At 37.9% G+C, this 17466-nt stretch carries 13 protein-coding genes and 2 riboswitches; of the genes, 12 read left to right on the top strand and 1 reads right to left on the bottom strand.

Annotated features, from left to right (window positions below; all coding sequences use genetic code 11):
• The first annotated feature begins 41 nt into the window (after positions 1-41).
• The 10 genes from AC4D4A_RS16000 to AC4D4A_RS15955 all read left to right on the top strand — a co-directional run bounded on the left by AC4D4A_RS16000 (position 42) and on the right by AC4D4A_RS15955 (position 11539).
• The gene (locus tag AC4D4A_RS16000) at positions 42-1427 is read left to right on the top strand and encodes a glycoside hydrolase family 1 protein (protein ID WP_490996858.1); all 1386 of its coding nucleotides are present in this window, start codon (positions 42-44) and stop codon (positions 1425-1427) included.
• A gap of 100 nt (positions 1428-1527) precedes the next feature.
• On the top strand, positions 1528-2238 hold the full coding sequence (locus AC4D4A_RS15995) for a GntR family transcriptional regulator (RefSeq protein WP_490996804.1): 711 nt from the start codon (positions 1528-1530) through the stop codon (positions 2236-2238).
• A gap of 17 nt (positions 2239-2255) precedes the next feature.
• Positions 2256-3134 carry an ROK family protein gene (locus AC4D4A_RS15990; protein ID WP_490996803.1) on the top strand — a complete coding sequence of 293 codons (879 nt, stop codon included), beginning with the start codon at positions 2256-2258 and terminating at the stop codon, positions 3132-3134.
• 168 nt (positions 3135-3302) lie between these two features.
• A complete protein-coding gene (locus tag AC4D4A_RS15985; RefSeq protein ID WP_490996802.1) occupies positions 3303-3458 on the top strand; it encodes a hypothetical protein in 156 nt (51 codons plus the stop codon).
• 284 nt (positions 3459-3742) lie between these two features.
• Positions 3743-4675 carry an AAA family ATPase gene (locus AC4D4A_RS15980; protein WP_490996857.1) on the top strand — a complete coding sequence of 311 codons (933 nt, stop codon included), beginning with the start codon at positions 3743-3745 and terminating at the stop codon, positions 4673-4675.
• 2 nt (positions 4676-4677) lie between these two features.
• Positions 4678-5916, top strand: coding sequence for a DUF58 domain-containing protein (locus AC4D4A_RS15975; RefSeq protein ID WP_490996801.1), 1239 nt, complete (start codon positions 4678-4680; stop codon positions 5914-5916).
• 2 nt (positions 5917-5918) lie between these two features.
• Positions 5919-8144 carry a DUF4129 domain-containing transglutaminase family protein gene (locus tag AC4D4A_RS15970; protein ID WP_490996800.1) on the top strand — a complete coding sequence of 742 codons (2226 nt, stop codon included), beginning with the start codon at positions 5919-5921 and terminating at the stop codon, positions 8142-8144.
• 35 nt (positions 8145-8179) lie between these two features.
• Positions 8180-8282: riboswitch (purine riboswitch) on the top strand.
• Positions 8283-8491: 209 nt separating this feature from the next.
• Positions 8492-10045, top strand: coding sequence for a glutamine-hydrolyzing GMP synthase (guaA, locus tag AC4D4A_RS15965; RefSeq protein WP_148631306.1), 1554 nt, complete (start codon positions 8492-8494; stop codon positions 10043-10045).
• A gap of 578 nt (positions 10046-10623) precedes the next feature.
• A complete protein-coding gene (locus tag AC4D4A_RS15960) occupies positions 10624-11295 on the top strand; it encodes a methyltransferase family protein (protein WP_490996799.1) in 672 nt (223 codons plus the stop codon).
• 64 nt (positions 11296-11359) lie between these two features.
• Positions 11360-11539 (top strand): hypothetical protein, encoded by a 180-nt coding sequence (locus AC4D4A_RS15955; RefSeq protein WP_490996798.1) that lies wholly within the window; start codon positions 11360-11362, stop codon positions 11537-11539.
• Positions 11540-11902: 363 nt separating this feature from the next.
• Here AC4D4A_RS15955 and AC4D4A_RS15950 read toward each other — a convergent pair whose 3' ends face one another.
• A complete protein-coding gene (locus AC4D4A_RS15950; protein WP_490996797.1) occupies positions 11903-12193 on the bottom strand; it encodes a hypothetical protein in 291 nt (96 codons plus the stop codon).
• 480 nt (positions 12194-12673) lie between these two features.
• A riboswitch (purine riboswitch) is annotated at positions 12674-12775 on the top strand.
• A 111-nt stretch (positions 12776-12886) separates the two neighbouring features.
• On the opposite strand from AC4D4A_RS15950, the gene AC4D4A_RS15945 reads away from it, so the two are divergent.
• Together AC4D4A_RS15945 and ptsG are read left to right on the top strand one after the other, a co-directional pair.
• Positions 12887-14224: an NCS2 family permease gene (locus AC4D4A_RS15945; RefSeq protein WP_490996796.1), complete on the top strand. Its 1338-nt coding sequence runs from the start codon at positions 12887-12889 to the stop codon at positions 14222-14224.
• A gap of 222 nt (positions 14225-14446) precedes the next feature.
• Complete coding sequence (ptsG, locus tag AC4D4A_RS15940; RefSeq protein WP_490996795.1) at positions 14447-16513, top strand: glucose-specific PTS transporter subunit IIBC; 2067 nt, start codon at positions 14447-14449, stop codon at positions 16511-16513.
• Positions 16514-17466 lie beyond the last annotated feature (953 nt).

Raw genomic sequence — 17466 nt, 5'->3', positions numbered from 1 at the left:
AGACGAGAGGATGGATTTTTTTGAAAACTACTAACGATAAAATAGACTATCAATTCCCTGAAGGATTCTGGTGGGGGTCAGCTGCTTCTGCTACTCAAACTGAAGGTGCGGCTGATGTAGATGGAAAAGGAAAAAATATTTGGGATCATTGGTATGAGGTTGAGCCAAATCGCTTCTTTAATGGAGTTGGACCTGAAAAGACATCCCAATTTTATTATAAATATAAAGAAGATATCGCATTAATGAAAGAAATTGGGCACAACTCCTTCCGGATGTCTATTTCCTGGTCACGAATGTTTCCGAATGGGACAGGCCAAGTAAATGAAAAAGCAGTAGAATTTTATAACAATGTTATTAATGAACTGATTTCAAATGATATTGAGCCGTTTGTCGGGCTATTCCATTTTGATATGCCAATGGCTATGCAGGAAATTGGCGGATGGACAAATCGGAAAGTAGTTGATGCTTATGAACAATATGCAATTACTTGTTTCAAAACATTTGGTGATCGCGTTAAGAAATGGTTTACGCATAACGAGCCCATCGTACCTGTAGAAGGTGGATACCTGTATGATTTCCACTATCCTAATGAAGTGAATTTCCGAAATGCTGTACAGGTCGCATATCATACCATTCTTTCAAATGCCAAAGCGATTGCAGCTTATAAGGAGCTTGGTCTGGATGGAAAAGTTGGGATCGTTTTAAATCTGACGCCATCCTATCCGAGAAGTCAGCATCCTGCAGATGTAAAAGCTTCTGTTATTTGTGACGCATTCTTTAACCGGTCATTCCTTGATCCAACAGTTAAAGGTGAATTCCCTGCAGAGTTGGTTGAAATTCTGAAGGAAAAAGATTTCATGCCAGTCATTGAAGAAGGGGATTTGGAGTTAATTAAGAATAATACAGTATCCTTGCTTGGAGTCAATTACTATCAGCCGCGCCGTGTGAAGGCAAAAGAACATATGCCGAATCCCGATGGTCCATTTATGCCGGATCATTATTTTGATAACTATGTTATGCCCGGACGTAAAATGAACCCTCACCGTGGGTGGGAAATCTATGAAAAAGGAATATATGATATTTTAATTAATTTGAAAGATAACTACGGTAATATCGAATGCTTCATTTCTGAAAATGGAATGGGTGTAGAGGGAGAAGAAAAATTCCGTAATGCTGACGGAATGATTGAGGATGATTACCGAATTGATTTTATCAAGGGCCATCTTCAATGGGTTCATGCTGCAATCCAGGAAGGTTCCAATGTAAAAGGATATCATTTATGGACGTTCATGGATAACTGGTCCTGGTCAAATGCCTATAAAAATCGTTATGGTTTTGTTTCCGTAAACTTGGATAAAGATGGTGAAAGAACTATTAAGAAAAGTGGCTATTGGTATAAAGAGGTAGCTAAAAATAATGGTTTTTAAGTAAGATAGTTGAAGATAGTCTTGTTTGGCTATCTTCTTCTTTTTATAATGAAAGAGGGAATGTTATAAAAAGACAAGTTTAGAAAAAGAAGGGTGTAGCATGTCCAAGTATATTACTATATCAGATGAAATTAGAGAGCGAATTAAAAGTGGATATTATCCGGTAGATAAAATGATGCCGGATGAGCATAGTTTATGCCGTGAATTTAATTGCAGCAGAATGACAATGAAAAGAGCATTAGATATCCTGGCACAGGGAGGGATGATTTATCGGAAACGCGGCCACGGTACATTTATCATCCAATCTTCTATGCAGAATCACAATGTAAATGTCCTCAGCGATGAGACTGTTGGGTTATCCAATTTAATGAAGGATCGAAAAATAGTCAGCAAAGTAATTGAGTTTAATATCCAATTCCCCTCTGAAGAAATCGCCAAAAACCTTTCAGTCAGCATGAATACACCTGTTTATCATATTATCCGTTTACGAATAGTGGAGGACGAGCCGTATGTGCTCGAAGAAACGTATATGCCCTCCAACTTGATTCCTGATATCAATGAAGAAGTATTAAATAATTCTATTTATCATCACATTGAAAATAAGTTGAATTTAAAGATCGGTGGAGCTCACAGGAAGATCAGAGCCTCTAAATCTAATGAGTTGGATCAAAAATATCTCCATTGTGGTGAACATGATCCAATCCTTGAAGTAGAACAAATTGGTCATCTAGATATTGGAATTCCATTCGAGTATTCGTTTTCCAGGCATCGCTATGACCGTTTTACATTCATATCAGTAGCAGTAAGATAATTATGGGAGGTGCTCACATGTTATTAGGTGGGATAGAAGCGGGTGGAACCAAATTTGTTTGTGCTGTAGGAGACTCGGCAGGAACTATTCTGGAACGTATAACGATTCCTACCACAACACCTGAGGAAACAATGCCTCAGGTATTCGCATTTTTTGAAAAGTATGAGCTAAATGCGATTGGTGTAGGTTCTTTTGGTCCAATTGATGTAAATATTGATAGTCCTACATATGGCTCCATTACCGCAACACCGAAACTTGCCTGGAGAGATTACCCGATTGTTGATAAATTAAAGCAGCGGTTATCTATTCCGATCGGGTTTAATACGGATGTAAACGCTGCTGCACTGGCGGAGGCCACTTTAGGTGCTGCCAAAGGACTGGACAGCTGCTTGTATATTACGGTTGGTACTGGAATTGGTGCAGGTGCTGTTGTGCACGGCAAGCTACTACAGGGATTATCACATCCGGAAATGGGACATATTCTTGTGCGCCGTCATGAAAAGGACACCTACGAAGGGAAATGCCCATACCACCAAGACTGCCTTGAAGGATTGGCTGCTGGACCTGCGATTGAAGCGCGCTGGGGTCAAAAAGCAGTTAACCTGGAAGGTCGGGAAGATGTTTGGGAGATGGAAGGCTTTTATATCGCTCAAGCCCTTATGCAATATATTTTAATCCTTTCTCCAAAGAAGATTATTTTAGGCGGCGGGGTTATGAAGCAAAAGCATGTATTCCCGATTATCTATGACCATTTAAAAAAATTACTTAATCAATATGTTGTATTACCTGAACTGGATGCATCCATCGATTCTTATATCGTTTCTCCAGGATTGGGTGACAATGCGGGCGTAATTGGCTCGCTCCTTCTTGCTGATCAAGCTATACAAGGTAAATAAAGAGTGACGTGTCCAAGCTGGACACGTCTTTTTTGATTCTTCTATAGTCCTGGCTGAAAATAGTCGGTTTAAGAAGAAGTTCCCTTTTGGGTTTGGTTCCTAAGTTGCTGGCATGAAGTAATATATGTAAACAAATAGAATGGTTATAGTGAAAAAATAAGGATTCATATGATAGGAAAATCAACATTCGGAAACTGTTGGGATTCAATTAAAGCTGATTTGAGTGACAACCATAACAAGGAACTCTATCAAGGGCTATTAAACGATTATTATGAACGTGATCGTGAGTTAGTTGTACAAGCTAAATCGATGTTACGGAATTAATTTTCTAGTACAAGCAGATACAATAAGATTTTTTTAGCTGATCTCTTTAAAGGGTTCAAGAATTGGACTTAAAGGAAATGAATGAATTGAATATCAAGCGATTAAGGGCGGATTGGATAGAGTTCGCTCTTTTATTATAGTAGTCCCTCATTTTAGCTCCTATAGATTTAAAATCTATTTACGTAAAATATTTACAATAAAGTTATTGACTGTTAATACAGAGTATTATAACAATAGGGTTATAAGTAGAGGGGGAATATGGTGTGAATGAAAAACTAAATCCTATGATAGATAAGATTATCCAAAATATAGAGAAAGTGATTATCGGTAAAAGAGAGGTAGCTAAGTTAAGCATTACAGCCCTTTTGGCAAAAGGACATGTATTGCTTGAGGATGTACCGGGTGTGGGGAAGACGATGTTAGTTAAGTCTATTGCCCAATCGATTCAGGCTGATTATAAGCGTATTCAGTTTACACCGGATTTATTGCCATCCGATGTAACTGGTATTTCTATCTATAATCCGAAAGAGCATGAGTTTATTTTTCGTCCCGGACCTATTATGGGGAATATCATATTGGCTGATGAAATCAATCGAACTTCTCCCAAAACACAGTCTTCCTTGCTGGAAGCAATGGAGGAACATAGAGTAACCGTTGATGGTGTGACGCACAAATTGGCCAATCCATTCTTTGTTATGGCTACCCAAAACCCAATTGAATATGAAGGCACCTATTCTTTACCAGAAGCGCAATTGGACCGATTTTTACTTAAAATGAAAATGGGTTATCCGGAGATGGCTGATGAATTGGCGATTTTGACAAATGCAAAAATGCTTGCTTCTGTTGAAGATTTAAATCCTGTGATTACGGTTGATGAAATGGTGAAGCTGCAGGAAGAAATCCAATCAGTATATGTGGATGATATGATTGCGCGGTATATTGTAGAACTGGCTGTAAAAACGAGGAACGATAATCGAGTTTACTTAGGCGTAAGCCCACGTGGAACGGTTGCTCTTATGAAGGCTTCGCAGGCCTGGGCTTTTATGCATAATCGCAACTACTGTATACCAGATGATGTGCAATTTTTACTTCCGTATGTATTTAACCACCGTATGATCGTGAAGGCTGAATCGGTTTATGATGGATTCAATGCTCAAGTTATTCTTGATGAAATTTTAGCAAGGACGCCTGTACCGGTACAAAGGCAAGTGAATTAAATATGAAATTTATAAGAATGACGTTAAAGAAATGGGAAAAGTGGTGGAAATTTATCATTCTCCTGCTTTTACTCATTATGACGTTCACATATGCCATGTTCCAGGGAGGGTTTGTCAGCTGGTTCCTTTTTTATAGTTTTCTTCCATTCGCCTTGTATGCCTTAATGATTTTTGTCTATCCATTAAGTGATTTTAAAGTAGAGCGGGTCTTAGGTGATCAGGAATTGACCGCCGGTGACCCAGTAGTTATGAAAATTATTATTAAAAGGAATAGGCCTGTTCCGATTGCTTACCTGCTCATTCATGAATTATTGCCGGAAAGGCTGGAAATCCTACTCGGAAGGGAAAAAATCAGTTCAATCGTTTTTCCGGGATTCAAAAAAAGAATAGAATTGTCCTATAACATTAAGAGTATGCCAAGAGGAGAGCATACCTTTAACAAGCTTGAAATAAGAACAGGAGATATACTCGGGTTAATTGATAAGAGTAGAATGATAGATTCCGATAAAAAAATCCTTGTACTTCCTGCGACGGTTCCTTTGCCATTAAGACAGGTTCTTGGTGATTATGAACAAGGCAAGCGTACAAATTCCTATAAAATCAGAAATGAAACAGCGATGGTTTCTGGTATTCGAGATTATGCTCCGGGTGATCGTATGACCGTCATTGACTGGAAATCAAGTGCAAGGGGCGTCGGGCTCAAAACTAAAAACTTTGAAGAAAAACACAGCAGTGACTTCTTCCTTTTAATAAATTGTGAGAGTGATCACTCTATTTTTGAAGAAATGGTGACCTTTAGTGCATCAATCGCTGAAATTGGTTTGACTAAGGGAATGAAATTGGGTCTCTGGGCTGGTGGAGGTGGACTGGATAACCTGTTAGAAGTAAAGGAAGGTAAAGGATATGTTCATAAAGCCTTGAATTTTATGGCTAAAATAAAAGCTACTCCAGAAATGGATGTAAGTTCCCCAAGATTTTATACACCTCAGACAAGATTTATACCGCCTAATGCATCTCTTATTGTTGTTACTTCTGTTTTACATTTACCATTCGTAAAAGCCTATACCACCCTTGCTGGAGGAATCCATTCCTTGTATATTCTATTTTTCTGTGAATCTTCCCATGAACTTAATAAAGCTGAACAAGAGGCCTATACCTTTGGAATAAATCATGGGGCGAAAATGTCTATTATTCGAAATCGAGAGGATTGGGGAGTTTTTGAAGAAAGGGGTGGCAGATGAAAATGAAAACGAATAACCTGCATCCCGGTATACGCCTTCTGTTATTCCTGTTTGCTTTTATCATGCTCATAGAGTGGATGAGACCAGTTGGAGAAGTGACAAACACAAGCCAAATTAAGTATTTTATTATTTTTGCAGCCGTTTCATTAGTGATGTATGCATTTAAAGTGTCCTGGAAAATCATGACTCCTGTTTTATCCATTTATATAGCTATGAGTCTTTATCTGATTTTTTATCGTCCTGAATTCTATTTGTCCGAAAATAGTTGGATACACGCTTTCTTTATCGATATAAAAGAGGGGATATTATCTGTATTTTCAACGGATTGGCAAGGGTTAAGTCCTGAATTTAGAACGTTGCTTTTCTTCATTTTAATATGGATGTTCACCTATTTAATTCATTATTGGGTTCAAGTGAAACAGCGATTGTTCCTGTTTTTGTTTATGACATTTATCTATGTAACAGTTCTAGATACCTTTACAACCTATGATAGTAATCAAGCGATTGTACGAGTAGTCGTTATTGGATTTGCTATCCTTGGCATGCTCGCATTAGTACGTTTGCTAATCGGGGAGAACATCCACTATACGAATCGAACTGCTATCCGTTGGATTATTCCTTTATCTAGCATGATTGCATTTGCGGTTGTCATTGGTTTTTTTGCTCCAAAGCCACAGGCGATATGGCCTGATCCTGTTTCCTTCATTAAATCAACCTCAGAAAAATTTGGATCTACTCAAAAAAGGATAGGATATGACAAGGATGACAGCAAATTAGGCGGCGATTTTGTTGGCGATGATGGGGTAGTGTTTCGGGCTTCCTCATCTGTCCGTACCTATTGGAAAATTGAAAATAAAAATGTTTATACGGGCAAAGGATGGGAAACTGGTGCAGATTATGGCATGGGTCAAACGATATTAGAATCAGAACCAGCTATGCTATACGATTACAGGGGTGAAAATACGAATACAGTGTCAACGGCAGAACTGGAATTTGAGATAGACCATGGTCATATTCCTTATCCAAGCCCCATGGCTATTGAGCAAATTTATAATCTGAATCCTGAGGATGAATCGGTTTTTTCTAGTTTATTGTATTCAGGTGATTCCTCTGAGATTACCCCGATATATGAGGAGGATACAAATAAAAACGAATTAAAAAAGGTGGGCATGCAATTTAGAAGCCCTACCTATTATCTGGATATACTCCAACAGGATGAAATAAATGATTTGTATGAAACGGAAATGGATTTACTAATAAGCCAATCGCTAGGTATACCTGATTATGTTCCGGAGCGTGTCTCAAGCTTAGCAATAGAGCTTGCAGACAAGACGGGATCCAACAGTATGTACGACCAAGTCAAAGCGATTGAGGATTATTTGAAAGGTGAACAATTTACTTATAGTAAAGAAGATGTACCATACCCTGAGGAAAGCCAGGATTATGTAGACCAGTTTTTATTTGAAACACAAATAGGCTATTGTGATAACTTTTCAAGTGCCATGGTTGTAATGGTTCGCTCACTTGGAATCCCGGCGCGTTGGGTAAAGGGATATACAGCAGGTGATTTAGTGTATGACCAGGAGCTGGGTGAGTCTCGGTACGTGATTACGAATAATAATGCGCACTCATGGCCGGAAGTTTATTTTCCCAGTGTAGGATGGGTTCCTTTTGAACCAACGAAGGGCTTTAGCTCTGAAGTACGGTTTACAGCTTCTCATGAGGTCAGCAATGATCAGGAGGAAACGCAGGTTACCCCAGAAACGAATCAACCAGAATACAAGGAACCAGAAAAGCCGGTCGAAACAAAGGATACAGCTTCCCAGTTTACGTTTGGAACAATCAAAGATAAAGTAGCGGAACATTGGAAGAATGCTCTAGTGGTGATTTTGGTATTAGGTGGAGCTGCTGTTTTCTTATATAGAATCAGAGGAAAATGGATGCCGTACATTTGGGTGTATTATTATAAGAGGCTTATGAAAAAGCCGAATTATTCAAATGCCTATATGCAATTGCTTCGTGAATTAAATCGGTATGGTATAAAAAGAAAGCCTGGGCAGACCCTGAGGGAGTATGCGATTTACGTGGATCGTTTCTTTGGATCATCAGATATGAATAGGCTGACGCATGCTTATGAAAAACATATTTATTCTGGAGCAAAAAACGAAATAGATTGGAGAGGTTTTCAAGAACAATGGGAGAAAATGATTTTAAGAACTATTGCTTGACCACTCTTTTCTCTCAAGTTACAATTATGGCGGTTAATAAAAAGCAATCTACCCTTCATATAATTTCGAAAATAAGGTTCGAAAGTTCCTACCAAATCACCGGAAAATGATTTGACTATGGAGGAATTATATAAATGTTAACTAGAACTCTGAATTGTAATAGGGATTCTAGTTTTTCTTTATTCGAATGAATAATCCTAAATTGTGGAATAGCTAGTACATAAAGGATAAGGATTCTAATAGGTTGATACCTGGTATTTCTTTATAAGCATATGGGGAAGAGAGATATAATATCTCTTTGGATGAAGTTGCTCAATTAACCGAAAATATCAGACGAGGTGAAAGTGATGATAGAAACAACTGATCTCCCGATTCAAGAAATGATTGTCGTTCTTGATTTTGGAAGTCAATATAATCAATTGATCACAAGGAGAATTCGTGAATTTGGAGTTTATAGTGAACTTCATCCCCATACAATTACGGTGGAAGAAATTCAGAAGCTGAATCCAAAGGGAATTATTTTCTCCGGCGGACCAAACAGCGTGTATGATGCTACAGCTTTTACATGTGATGAGCGTATTTTTGATATGGGCATTCCAGTTATGGGAATTTGCTATGGTATGCAGCTAATGACTCAGCATTTTGGCGGAAAAGTGGAACGTGCAAGCAAACGCGAATATGGAAAAGCCGAAATTAAGCTGAACCATGAAAGCTTATTATTTAATGGGCTTCCTACTGAACAAACAGTATGGATGAGTCATGGTGATCATGTTGTGACGGCTCCTGAGGGCTTCCAAGTTGATGCGACGAATCCATCATGCCCAATCGCAGCAATGAGCGATCATAGCCGACAATTATATGCTGTTCAATTCCATCCAGAAGTTCGACATTCAGTATATGGAAACGACCTATTGAAAAACTTCGTATTTGGAGCATGTAAGTGTAAAGGCGATTGGTCCATGGCTAATTTCATTGAAATGGAAATGGATAAAATCCGCAAAACCGTTGGAGACAAACAAGTACTATGTGCATTGAGCGGCGGAGTAGACTCCTCTGTTGTAGCGGTATTGATTCATAAAGCAATTGGTGATCAATTGACATGTATCTTCGTGGATCATGGTTTACTTAGAAAAGGTGAAGCGGAAGGTGTCATGAAAACATTCAGTGAAGGCTTCAATATGAATGTAATTAAAGTTGATGCCAAAGAGCGATTCATGAAGAAATTAGCTGGAGTAAGCGACCCAGAGCAAAAACGTAAAATCATTGGAAATGAATTTATTTACGTATTTGATGATGAAGCGACCAAGCTTGAAGGAATTGACTATCTCGCTCAAGGTACGCTTTATACTGATATCATTGAAAGTGGAACGGCTACTGCGCAAACCATTAAATCTCACCATAATGTAGGTGGATTACCGGAAGATATGCAATTCCAACTTATCGAGCCTTTAAATACACTCTTCAAGGATGAAGTGCGTGCACTTGGTTCAGAGCTGGGTATTCCGGATGAGATCGTTTGGAGACAGCCTTTCCCAGGACCGGGCTTGGGAATCCGTGTACTGGGAGAAATAACGGAAGACAAACTAGAAATCGTAAGAGAATCAGATGCGATTCTTCGTGAAGAAATTAAAAATGCCGGTTTAGATCGTGATATTTGGCAATACTTCACCGTCCTTCCTGATATCCGCAGTGTAGGTGTGATGGGAGATGCCCGCACATATGATTACACAATTGGAATCCGTGCGGTAACATCTATTGATGGTATGACATCTGACTGGGCAAGAATCCCGTGGGATGTACTTGAAAAAATATCTGTGCGAATTGTCAACGAAGTGAATCATATCAACCGAGTTGTCTATGACATCACGTCCAAGCCACCTGCTACGATTGAGTGGGAATAAAATCGGAAATCGGTAGAACCTTTGAAAACACTGAGTTTTTGAAGAAATTGATAGCAGATATATAAATGAGACGAAAAGGTCTATCTGAATGAATCATTTCAGGTAGACCTTTTTTTCGTGTTTTTTAAAAAAATATTCAAAAACAATGAAAATAGGTTGCTCGAAAGAAGCAGATTCGTACTATCCAGTATAAATCAAATCAAACAAGGCATTTTTGCCTGGAAAAAAGAAAGGGGCCGTTTATTATATCAAACAGAATTTTTATGACAGTAGAAGAAATAGCTGAGGAATTTGGAGTATCTGTATCTTACGCATATGGCAGAGAATGAACAGAGAGTTGAAGGCACGGATATCACACAATTCAGCATGTGAAGAGGGGATGTCAGGATGCTAGCGTTTAAGAATGCAAGCAACGGAACCTGGTATGTGCAGTTGCTATGAGCGAGTTTGAGAGGAGGCAGGAAAGCGATAAGAGTTGGTAGATTGTGGTGATTATATTAAAATAACTTTGAGAAGTTGTTACAATGTATGTAATAATTTCCGCCGAAGAGGTAAATTAGAATTGTGGGAGAGTTATTATGACAACAAAATTATTCATTCAAGCACTAACTAAATTTTCGTTGGGGGTTGTTTTAGTTGGTTTATTGATATTCTTACCTGCGGGTACTTTATTATTTACAAATGGTTGGTTATTTATGGGGATTTTATTTGTGCCAATGTTCCTTGCAGGAATTGTGATGATGTTCAAAAACCCAGAACTGTTAAAAAAGCGACTCAATGCAAAAGAAAAGCAAGAAGAACAAAGTCTTGTGGTAAAACTTAGCGGCCTTATGTTTTTGACAGGTTTTATAGTTGCGGGATTAGGTTTCCGTTTTGATTGGTACACCTTACCAAAGAGTGTTGTAATTTGTGCTGCGGTGGTATTTCTTGTAGCATATATTCTTTATGCAGAGGTACTCAGGGAGAATACATACCTTAGTCGTACTATTGAGGTACAGGAAAATCAGAAAGTTATCGATACGGGGCTATACGGTATTGTCAGACATCCAATGTATAGTGTGACATTACTTTTGTTTTTGTCGATGCCGATTGTGTTAGGTTCAATATATTCGTTTTTTATTTTTCTTGTATATCCCTTTATAATTGCCAAAAGGATTAAAAATGAAGAAAAACTTCTTGAAAAAGAACTCGATGGTTATCGTGAGTATAAGCAAAAAGTCAAATATCGCTTGATACCGTTTATTTGGTAATAGTAAAGCAAATTCCAATTTGTGAAGGATCAATTACTGGATATATAACACTAGGAGGATATCTATGAAAATTACTGAAGGTTATATGCCTTATTTAGAATTTAAAACGTATTACCGCATCGTGGGAGAAAATACGGGAAACAAAAAACCGCTCATTTTACTTCATGGCGGACCAGGCTCGACTCACAACTATTTTGAAGTACTCGATCGATTTGCTGAGGAAGATGGACGCCAATTAATTTGATCAATCAAAACTGGAAATGCTAAAGCGGATTTTTATGAAAAAATTAGTACCTCTTCTGGCTGTTTTTCTGTTATTTGTTGTTTGTTCGGCGGTGAGTATTGCTTTAGGTGGGATTGACAGTTCATGGAATAGGGGATTAATTGTATTTTGGTCTATTTTGTTTTTCGTATATATACCAATCTTTGTATATTGCGGAAGTGGATTTTATAAACTGAGAAAGAATTACTCACATAGGGTAGAGTAGTCTTGTGTAAAGGTGGAAGACACTTTATCTTTCCTATTTTGTATAAGCCCTTGCTTTGATTGATGAACGTTTGGGTGAAAAATCCTAAATAAGAGGATAGCCGATTGGTTAGCCTCTTATTATTTGTACGGTTTGATATTTTGTTCTCTGAAATCTTCTATTTTTCTTGGTACATTTGTGACACCGCTGGAGTTTTTGTAAAAATCCTCCCAATCTTTACCCTCTAAACGATAATATCGTTCCATTGTATCTATATACAGAAATAAAGCTTGTTCAATGATAATATCAGGGATTTCATATTCTACAGGCAGTTTGGTATCTAATCTTTTACATAATAAATTCTGTAAATTCTTTGCGTACTCTAATTGTTCTTTATCTATTTTCACATGTATAAAATTTGGGGTATCCATACTTATTTCCTCAGTTCATCAAAAATCTTTGTTGAATATGTAAGTGTAATCAAATTGCGTCCGCTTCTTAATTCATATTAAGTAAAGTATAAAACGGGTATTTCTGCACAAACATCATAGAGTTGTTAGGCAATGGCTGGCGAACGAACTAATCTGAATTTTCAAATACTATTATGATTATACTTTAATATTTGCTGAATTCAATATCAGTAATTCGGATTCCTGGTTGTAATATATACCAACCGTGAAGCTATGAGTTCGTAATATCTATTTTTAACATAATTTATAAAAGGTGTTATTTGTATTTGACTGTGAATGGAAGTGAGTATAAATCCTCTAAGGTATCGGACTATTTTTGGGCCTCTCTATACAATCAAGCATCAGGAGTATATGCGAACAAATCCTTCTTAAACTCTAGATAATGTTCGCTTTTTTATTTGACCAAGTACCAATCTCTTGATAAAATACAAAAGACCTAATATTTTAATAAATATATAAATTCGTATAATCATGGGGATATGGCCCATAAGTTTCTACCGAGCTACCGTTAATAGCTTGACTACGGATATGAATGATACTGCCTATTTATAGGTTATTCTTTGTATTTGAGTCAGCCTCGAACGGATTTGTTCGAGGCTTTTTGGTTATCCGGAACTTATACGAAAGCGTATGAACAGAAGGAGAGGAAGTAGGTTGAAAAAGTATTTTCAGTTTGACGAACTTGGCACCAATTACAAACGAGAGATTATTGGTGGGATTACAACATTTCTGGCAATGGCGTATATTTTAGTCGTTAATCCATTGCAATTATCTTTGGCGGATGTACCAGATCTTCCGGAATCGCTGAGAATGGATCATGGTGCGGTATTCGTTGCTACGGCACTTGCTGCTGCAGTTGGTTCAATTTTCATGGGGCTAATTGCGAAGTATCCGATAGCGCTTGCTCCGGGTATGGGACTGAATGCTTTCTTCGCTTATACAGTTATTCTAACGTTTGGTATTCCTTGGCAAACGGCTTTAGCAGGCGTTTTAGCTTCCGGTTTTATTTTTGCTATATTAACGTTGACTGGATTAAGAGAGACCATTATTAATGCGATTCCTGCAGAATTAAAATATGCTGTTGGCGCAGGTATTGGGTTGTTTATTACCTTTGTTGGTATGAAAAATGCAGGAATTATCGTCAATAATGATGCAACTCTTATTGGAATTGGTGATTTCACGGATGGAAATACATTATTGGCAATCGTGGGCTTATTAATCACAGTTATCTTTTTAGTTAAAGGCGTTAAAGGCGGCATTTTCTATGGAATGATCATTACTGCTATCATTGGGATGTTAGCAAACCTTATTGAGATTCCTGACAGTATATTCGGTGCGATTCCAAGTGTGGCTCCTACTTTTGGTGTTGCGATTGAACCGTATTTCAATCCAATTCAATCAGATTTATTTACTATTCAATTTCTAGTTGTTGTACTGACATTCTTATTTATCGATTTTTTCGATACAGCCGGTACACTAATGGCGGTTGCCAACCAGGCAGGATTAACCAAAGATAATAAATTGCCAAGAGCAGGCAAGGCTTTATTTGCAGACTCCTTGGCAACGATGACAGGTGCATTGTTCGGAACATCTACAACGACATCATACATTGAATCAACAGCAGGTGTGGCAGCAGGGGCTAGAACTGGATTCGCAGCAGTTGTAACTGGACTGTTGTTCCTATTATCACTATTCTTATATCCGCTTTTATCTGTTATTACTTCACCGGTTACAGCACCGGCCTTGATTATTGTCGGGGTGTTAATGTGCTCCTCGCTCGGTGATATCAATTGGTCAAAATTAGAAATTGCAGTGCCTGCATTTCTTACAATCATCATGATGCCATTATCCGGCAGCATTGCGGCTGGTATTGCTTGTGGATTTATCTTCTATCCAATTACGATGATTGTGGCTGGACGTATTAAAGAGATCCACCCAATCATGTATGGAATGTTTGTTATATTTGTTTGTTACTTTATTTTCCTTTCATAAATATGTTCTCCAAAGGCTGCCGGCAAAGTTCGGCAGCTATTTTTTACGGATAGGAAACATGTTTGCAACCCCATATTTGGATAAGGCCTCCATAATATTCATGTTTTCTTGGTATTTGAGTACCTTTTGGGCATATTAACAAGTAATTATTCAGATTGGTTATGGATAGCAGAAAATAATCAGTCGCTTTTATTTTGTTAATAAGTCTAAGGAGGACGTACTATGTTTAAGAAAGTATTCGGTGTCCTGCAGAAGATCGGGAAAGCTCTAATGCTTCCCGTTGCTATATTACCTGCTGCTGGTATTCTTTTAGCTCTTGGAAATGCCATTCATAATCCGAATCTGTTGGACCTAATGCCATTTTTAGATGCTGAGTGGATTCAAAAGGTTGCAACTGTGATGGAGGATTCGGGGCAAATTGTCTTTAGCAATCTTTCATTATTATTTGCGGTAGGTGTGGCAGTCGGACTTGCTGGAGGGGAAGGGGTCGCCGGCCTGGCTGCTATCATTGGTTATCTAATTATGAATGTGACCATGGGGGTTGTTTTGAATGTGACGGCTGACATGGCTGCCAATGATCCATCCTATGCTAATGTTTTAGGCATTAACACTTTGCAAACCGGAGTATTTGGAGGGATTATTGTCGGACTGTTGGCCGCCTATATGTATAACCGATTCTTCCGGATTGAGTTACCCTCCTATTTAGGCTTTTTCGCGGGTAAGCGATTTGTTCCTATTATTACAGCTGCTTCCGCATTGATTCTAGGTTTATTAATGACACTGATATGGCCGCCGATTCAACACGGATTAAATACATTATCTCAAAATATGATAGATACAAACTTAACATTAGCGGCATTTATTTTTGGGGTGATTGAACGATCGCTTATTCCATTTGGTCTTCATCACATATTCTATTCACCATTTTGGTATGAATTTGGACAGTACACAAATAAAGCTGGAGAAATTGTTCGTGGTGATCAGGCAATCTTTTTTGCGCAGATTAAAGATGGAGTTAAATTGACAGCAGGTACTTTTATGACAGGGAAATATCCGTTTATGATGTTTGGATTACCTGCAGCTGCTTTGGCTATTTATCACGAAGCGAAGCCTGAGAAAAAAACATTGGTAGCCGGGATCATGGGATCAGCAGCCCTAACTTCCTTCTTAACAGGTATAACAGAACCAATGGAATTTTCGTTTTTGTTCGTTGCGCCTGTTCTTTTTGGAATCCATGCTATTTTTGCAGGTCTCTCCTTTATGACTATGCAACTGTTAAACGTCAAAATAGGGATGACCTTTTCCGGTGGAGTTATAGATTTTATATTATTTGGGATTGTACCAAATCGAACAGCCTGGTGGCTTGTTATTCCAGTCGGCTTGGTAATCGCAGTCATTTATTATTTCGGTTTCAGATTTGCAATCCGTACTTGGAATCTTCGAACGCCAGGAAGGGAAGATGAAGATGATGAAAGTGTTCAGGGTAAGGGTGGTTCAGTCGATGAGCTTCCGTATGATATTCTTGAGGCAATGGGGAAAAAAGAAAATATAGCACATTTAGATGCTTGTATTACTCGCTTGCGCGTTGAGGTTAACGATATTGCGAAAGTCGATAAAGATAAACTGAAAGCACTCGGAGCTGCTGGTGTGCTAGAGGTGGGAAACAATATTCAGGCAATCTTTGGACCGCGTTCCGAAACGATTAAATCTCAGATGAAGGATATAATGGCAGGGAATAAGCCGCGTCCTACCAAAGCAGCATCGGATAATGTTGAAGCTGAGATACAACAACAAATAGAAGAGGTAAATCCAGATGCGTTAAAGACTGATTTCTCAAAGGGAGAATTCGCTGCACCACTTGAGGGTCAGCTAGTTCCGATTTCGGAGGTTCCTGACCAAGTGTTCGCTGAGAAAATGATGGGTGATGGATTTGCTATTATCCCAAGCGAAGGGATCGTTGCTTCTCCGGTTGATGGAGAGATCATAAGTATTTTCCCGACAAAACATGCTCTCGCTATAAAATCTGACAGTGGTCATGAACTATTAATTCATGTAGGCATAGATACGGTAAAGTTGAATGGTAAAGGATTTGAAACAAAGGTTAAAGAAGGCGACAAGATTACGAAGGGCCAGATATTAATGGAATTTGATTTAAATTTCATTAAGTCAAATGCGACATCCATTATTACACCGATTGTTTTTACAAATCTGCAGGCAGGAGAGGAAATCAAGTTGGTTAAACGGGGCAAAGTAAAATTAGGGGAAGAACACATAGTTGATTTAATGTAAATATAAGCTCGCAACTCTATCTATATTGGAAAGGGTTGTGAGCTTTTTATTATTATATATGAAAGAAAAGAATGTTTAATATGAGATGATCTTTTGAGAACTCATTACATTATCTCGCGGTATCTTGGAGTTGGTAATGAAATTTAGCAAGCTCTAATGCACGTTAGGAGACCGTTCAGTTTCAAATGAATATATTGTGTTCGGTTATTGATGAAAAAATCAGCTGCAAATTGGAGAATTAGTTCATAGGAATAAAGAAATAGTATCACTAAACGACGATATGGGTGACTTGTTTCATTATTGCGTACCAGATCAAGCTTTCTCTGAGAAGAATAACGGGAGACTATTTTTGTAATAGCTTCTATAGAAGAAGTAATTACTTCGCTGTTGAATGGCAAATAATTAATGTATTCCCGATTGTAATCTGTTAGACATCTCACTTTACTGAGGGAAAAATTAGGTTGAAGCATAGCGGTCAAGGTTTAGAAGTTATTATATAGAAGGAAAAGCGTACATGAAGGAATCCTTTTTGAATATAATTGAGAACTGATGGTATTCGACAATAGTATTGATAATCGCTGAAAATGCATGACAAAAATCGTCTTGTTATTAATCCAGCACAATGAAATTGATTGTCTGAGTATTTTTATTTTAATTTAATGGTTGACGTATGCTTTAAAAGCGTGCTACTATAAGTAAGCACCAGACAGGAACGAAACAATATTAAAAAAATGTTGACTTTCGAAAATGTTGGTGTTATGATAAGAAAGTTGCTTTTGCAACACGAATTAAATGAAAGATTGTTAGTTAAATACATTAAAAGAAATGCTTGACAATAACAAGTTATCTCGATATAATGTAAGAGTCGCTAACACGACAGATTGTTCTTTGAAAACTAAACAAAACGAAACGCCAAGCAAGTCTAAAAAACAAGAGATTTTTAAAATCTCGTC

Source organism: Pradoshia sp. Z5_111, from assembly GCF_058267535.1.
Note: the sequence above shows the minus strand (reverse complement) of the source record. Positions and strands in the feature narration are given on the sequence as shown.

What these genes read in the sequence shown, in the direction of transcription:
- AC4D4A_RS15980 (WP_490996857.1), top strand. Translation starts at nt 3,743, where the DNA reads ATGATAGATAAGATTATCCAAAATATAGAGAAAGTGATTATCGGTAAA.
- guaA (WP_148631306.1), top strand. Translation starts at nt 8,492, where the DNA reads ATGATAGAAACAACTGATCTCCCGATTCAAGAAATGATTGTCGTTCTT.
- AC4D4A_RS15950 (WP_490996797.1), bottom strand. Translation starts at nt 12,193, where the DNA reads ATGGATACCCCAAATTTTATACATGTGAAAATAGATAAAGAACAATTA.
- AC4D4A_RS15995 (WP_490996804.1), top strand. Translation starts at nt 1,528, where the DNA reads ATGTCCAAGTATATTACTATATCAGATGAAATTAGAGAGCGAATTAAA.
- AC4D4A_RS15955 (WP_490996798.1), top strand. Translation starts at nt 11,360, where the DNA reads ATGAAAATTACTGAAGGTTATATGCCTTATTTAGAATTTAAAACGTAT.
- AC4D4A_RS15960 (WP_490996799.1), top strand. Translation starts at nt 10,624, where the DNA reads ATGACAACAAAATTATTCATTCAAGCACTAACTAAATTTTCGTTGGGG.
- AC4D4A_RS15975 (WP_490996801.1), top strand. Translation starts at nt 4,678, where the DNA reads ATGAAATTTATAAGAATGACGTTAAAGAAATGGGAAAAGTGGTGGAAA.
- AC4D4A_RS15970 (WP_490996800.1), top strand. Translation starts at nt 5,919, where the DNA reads ATGAAAACGAATAACCTGCATCCCGGTATACGCCTTCTGTTATTCCTG.
- AC4D4A_RS15985 (WP_490996802.1), top strand. Translation starts at nt 3,303, where the DNA reads ATGATAGGAAAATCAACATTCGGAAACTGTTGGGATTCAATTAAAGCT.
- ptsG (WP_490996795.1), top strand. Translation starts at nt 14,447, where the DNA reads ATGTTTAAGAAAGTATTCGGTGTCCTGCAGAAGATCGGGAAAGCTCTA.
- AC4D4A_RS15990 (WP_490996803.1), top strand. Translation starts at nt 2,256, where the DNA reads ATGTTATTAGGTGGGATAGAAGCGGGTGGAACCAAATTTGTTTGTGCT.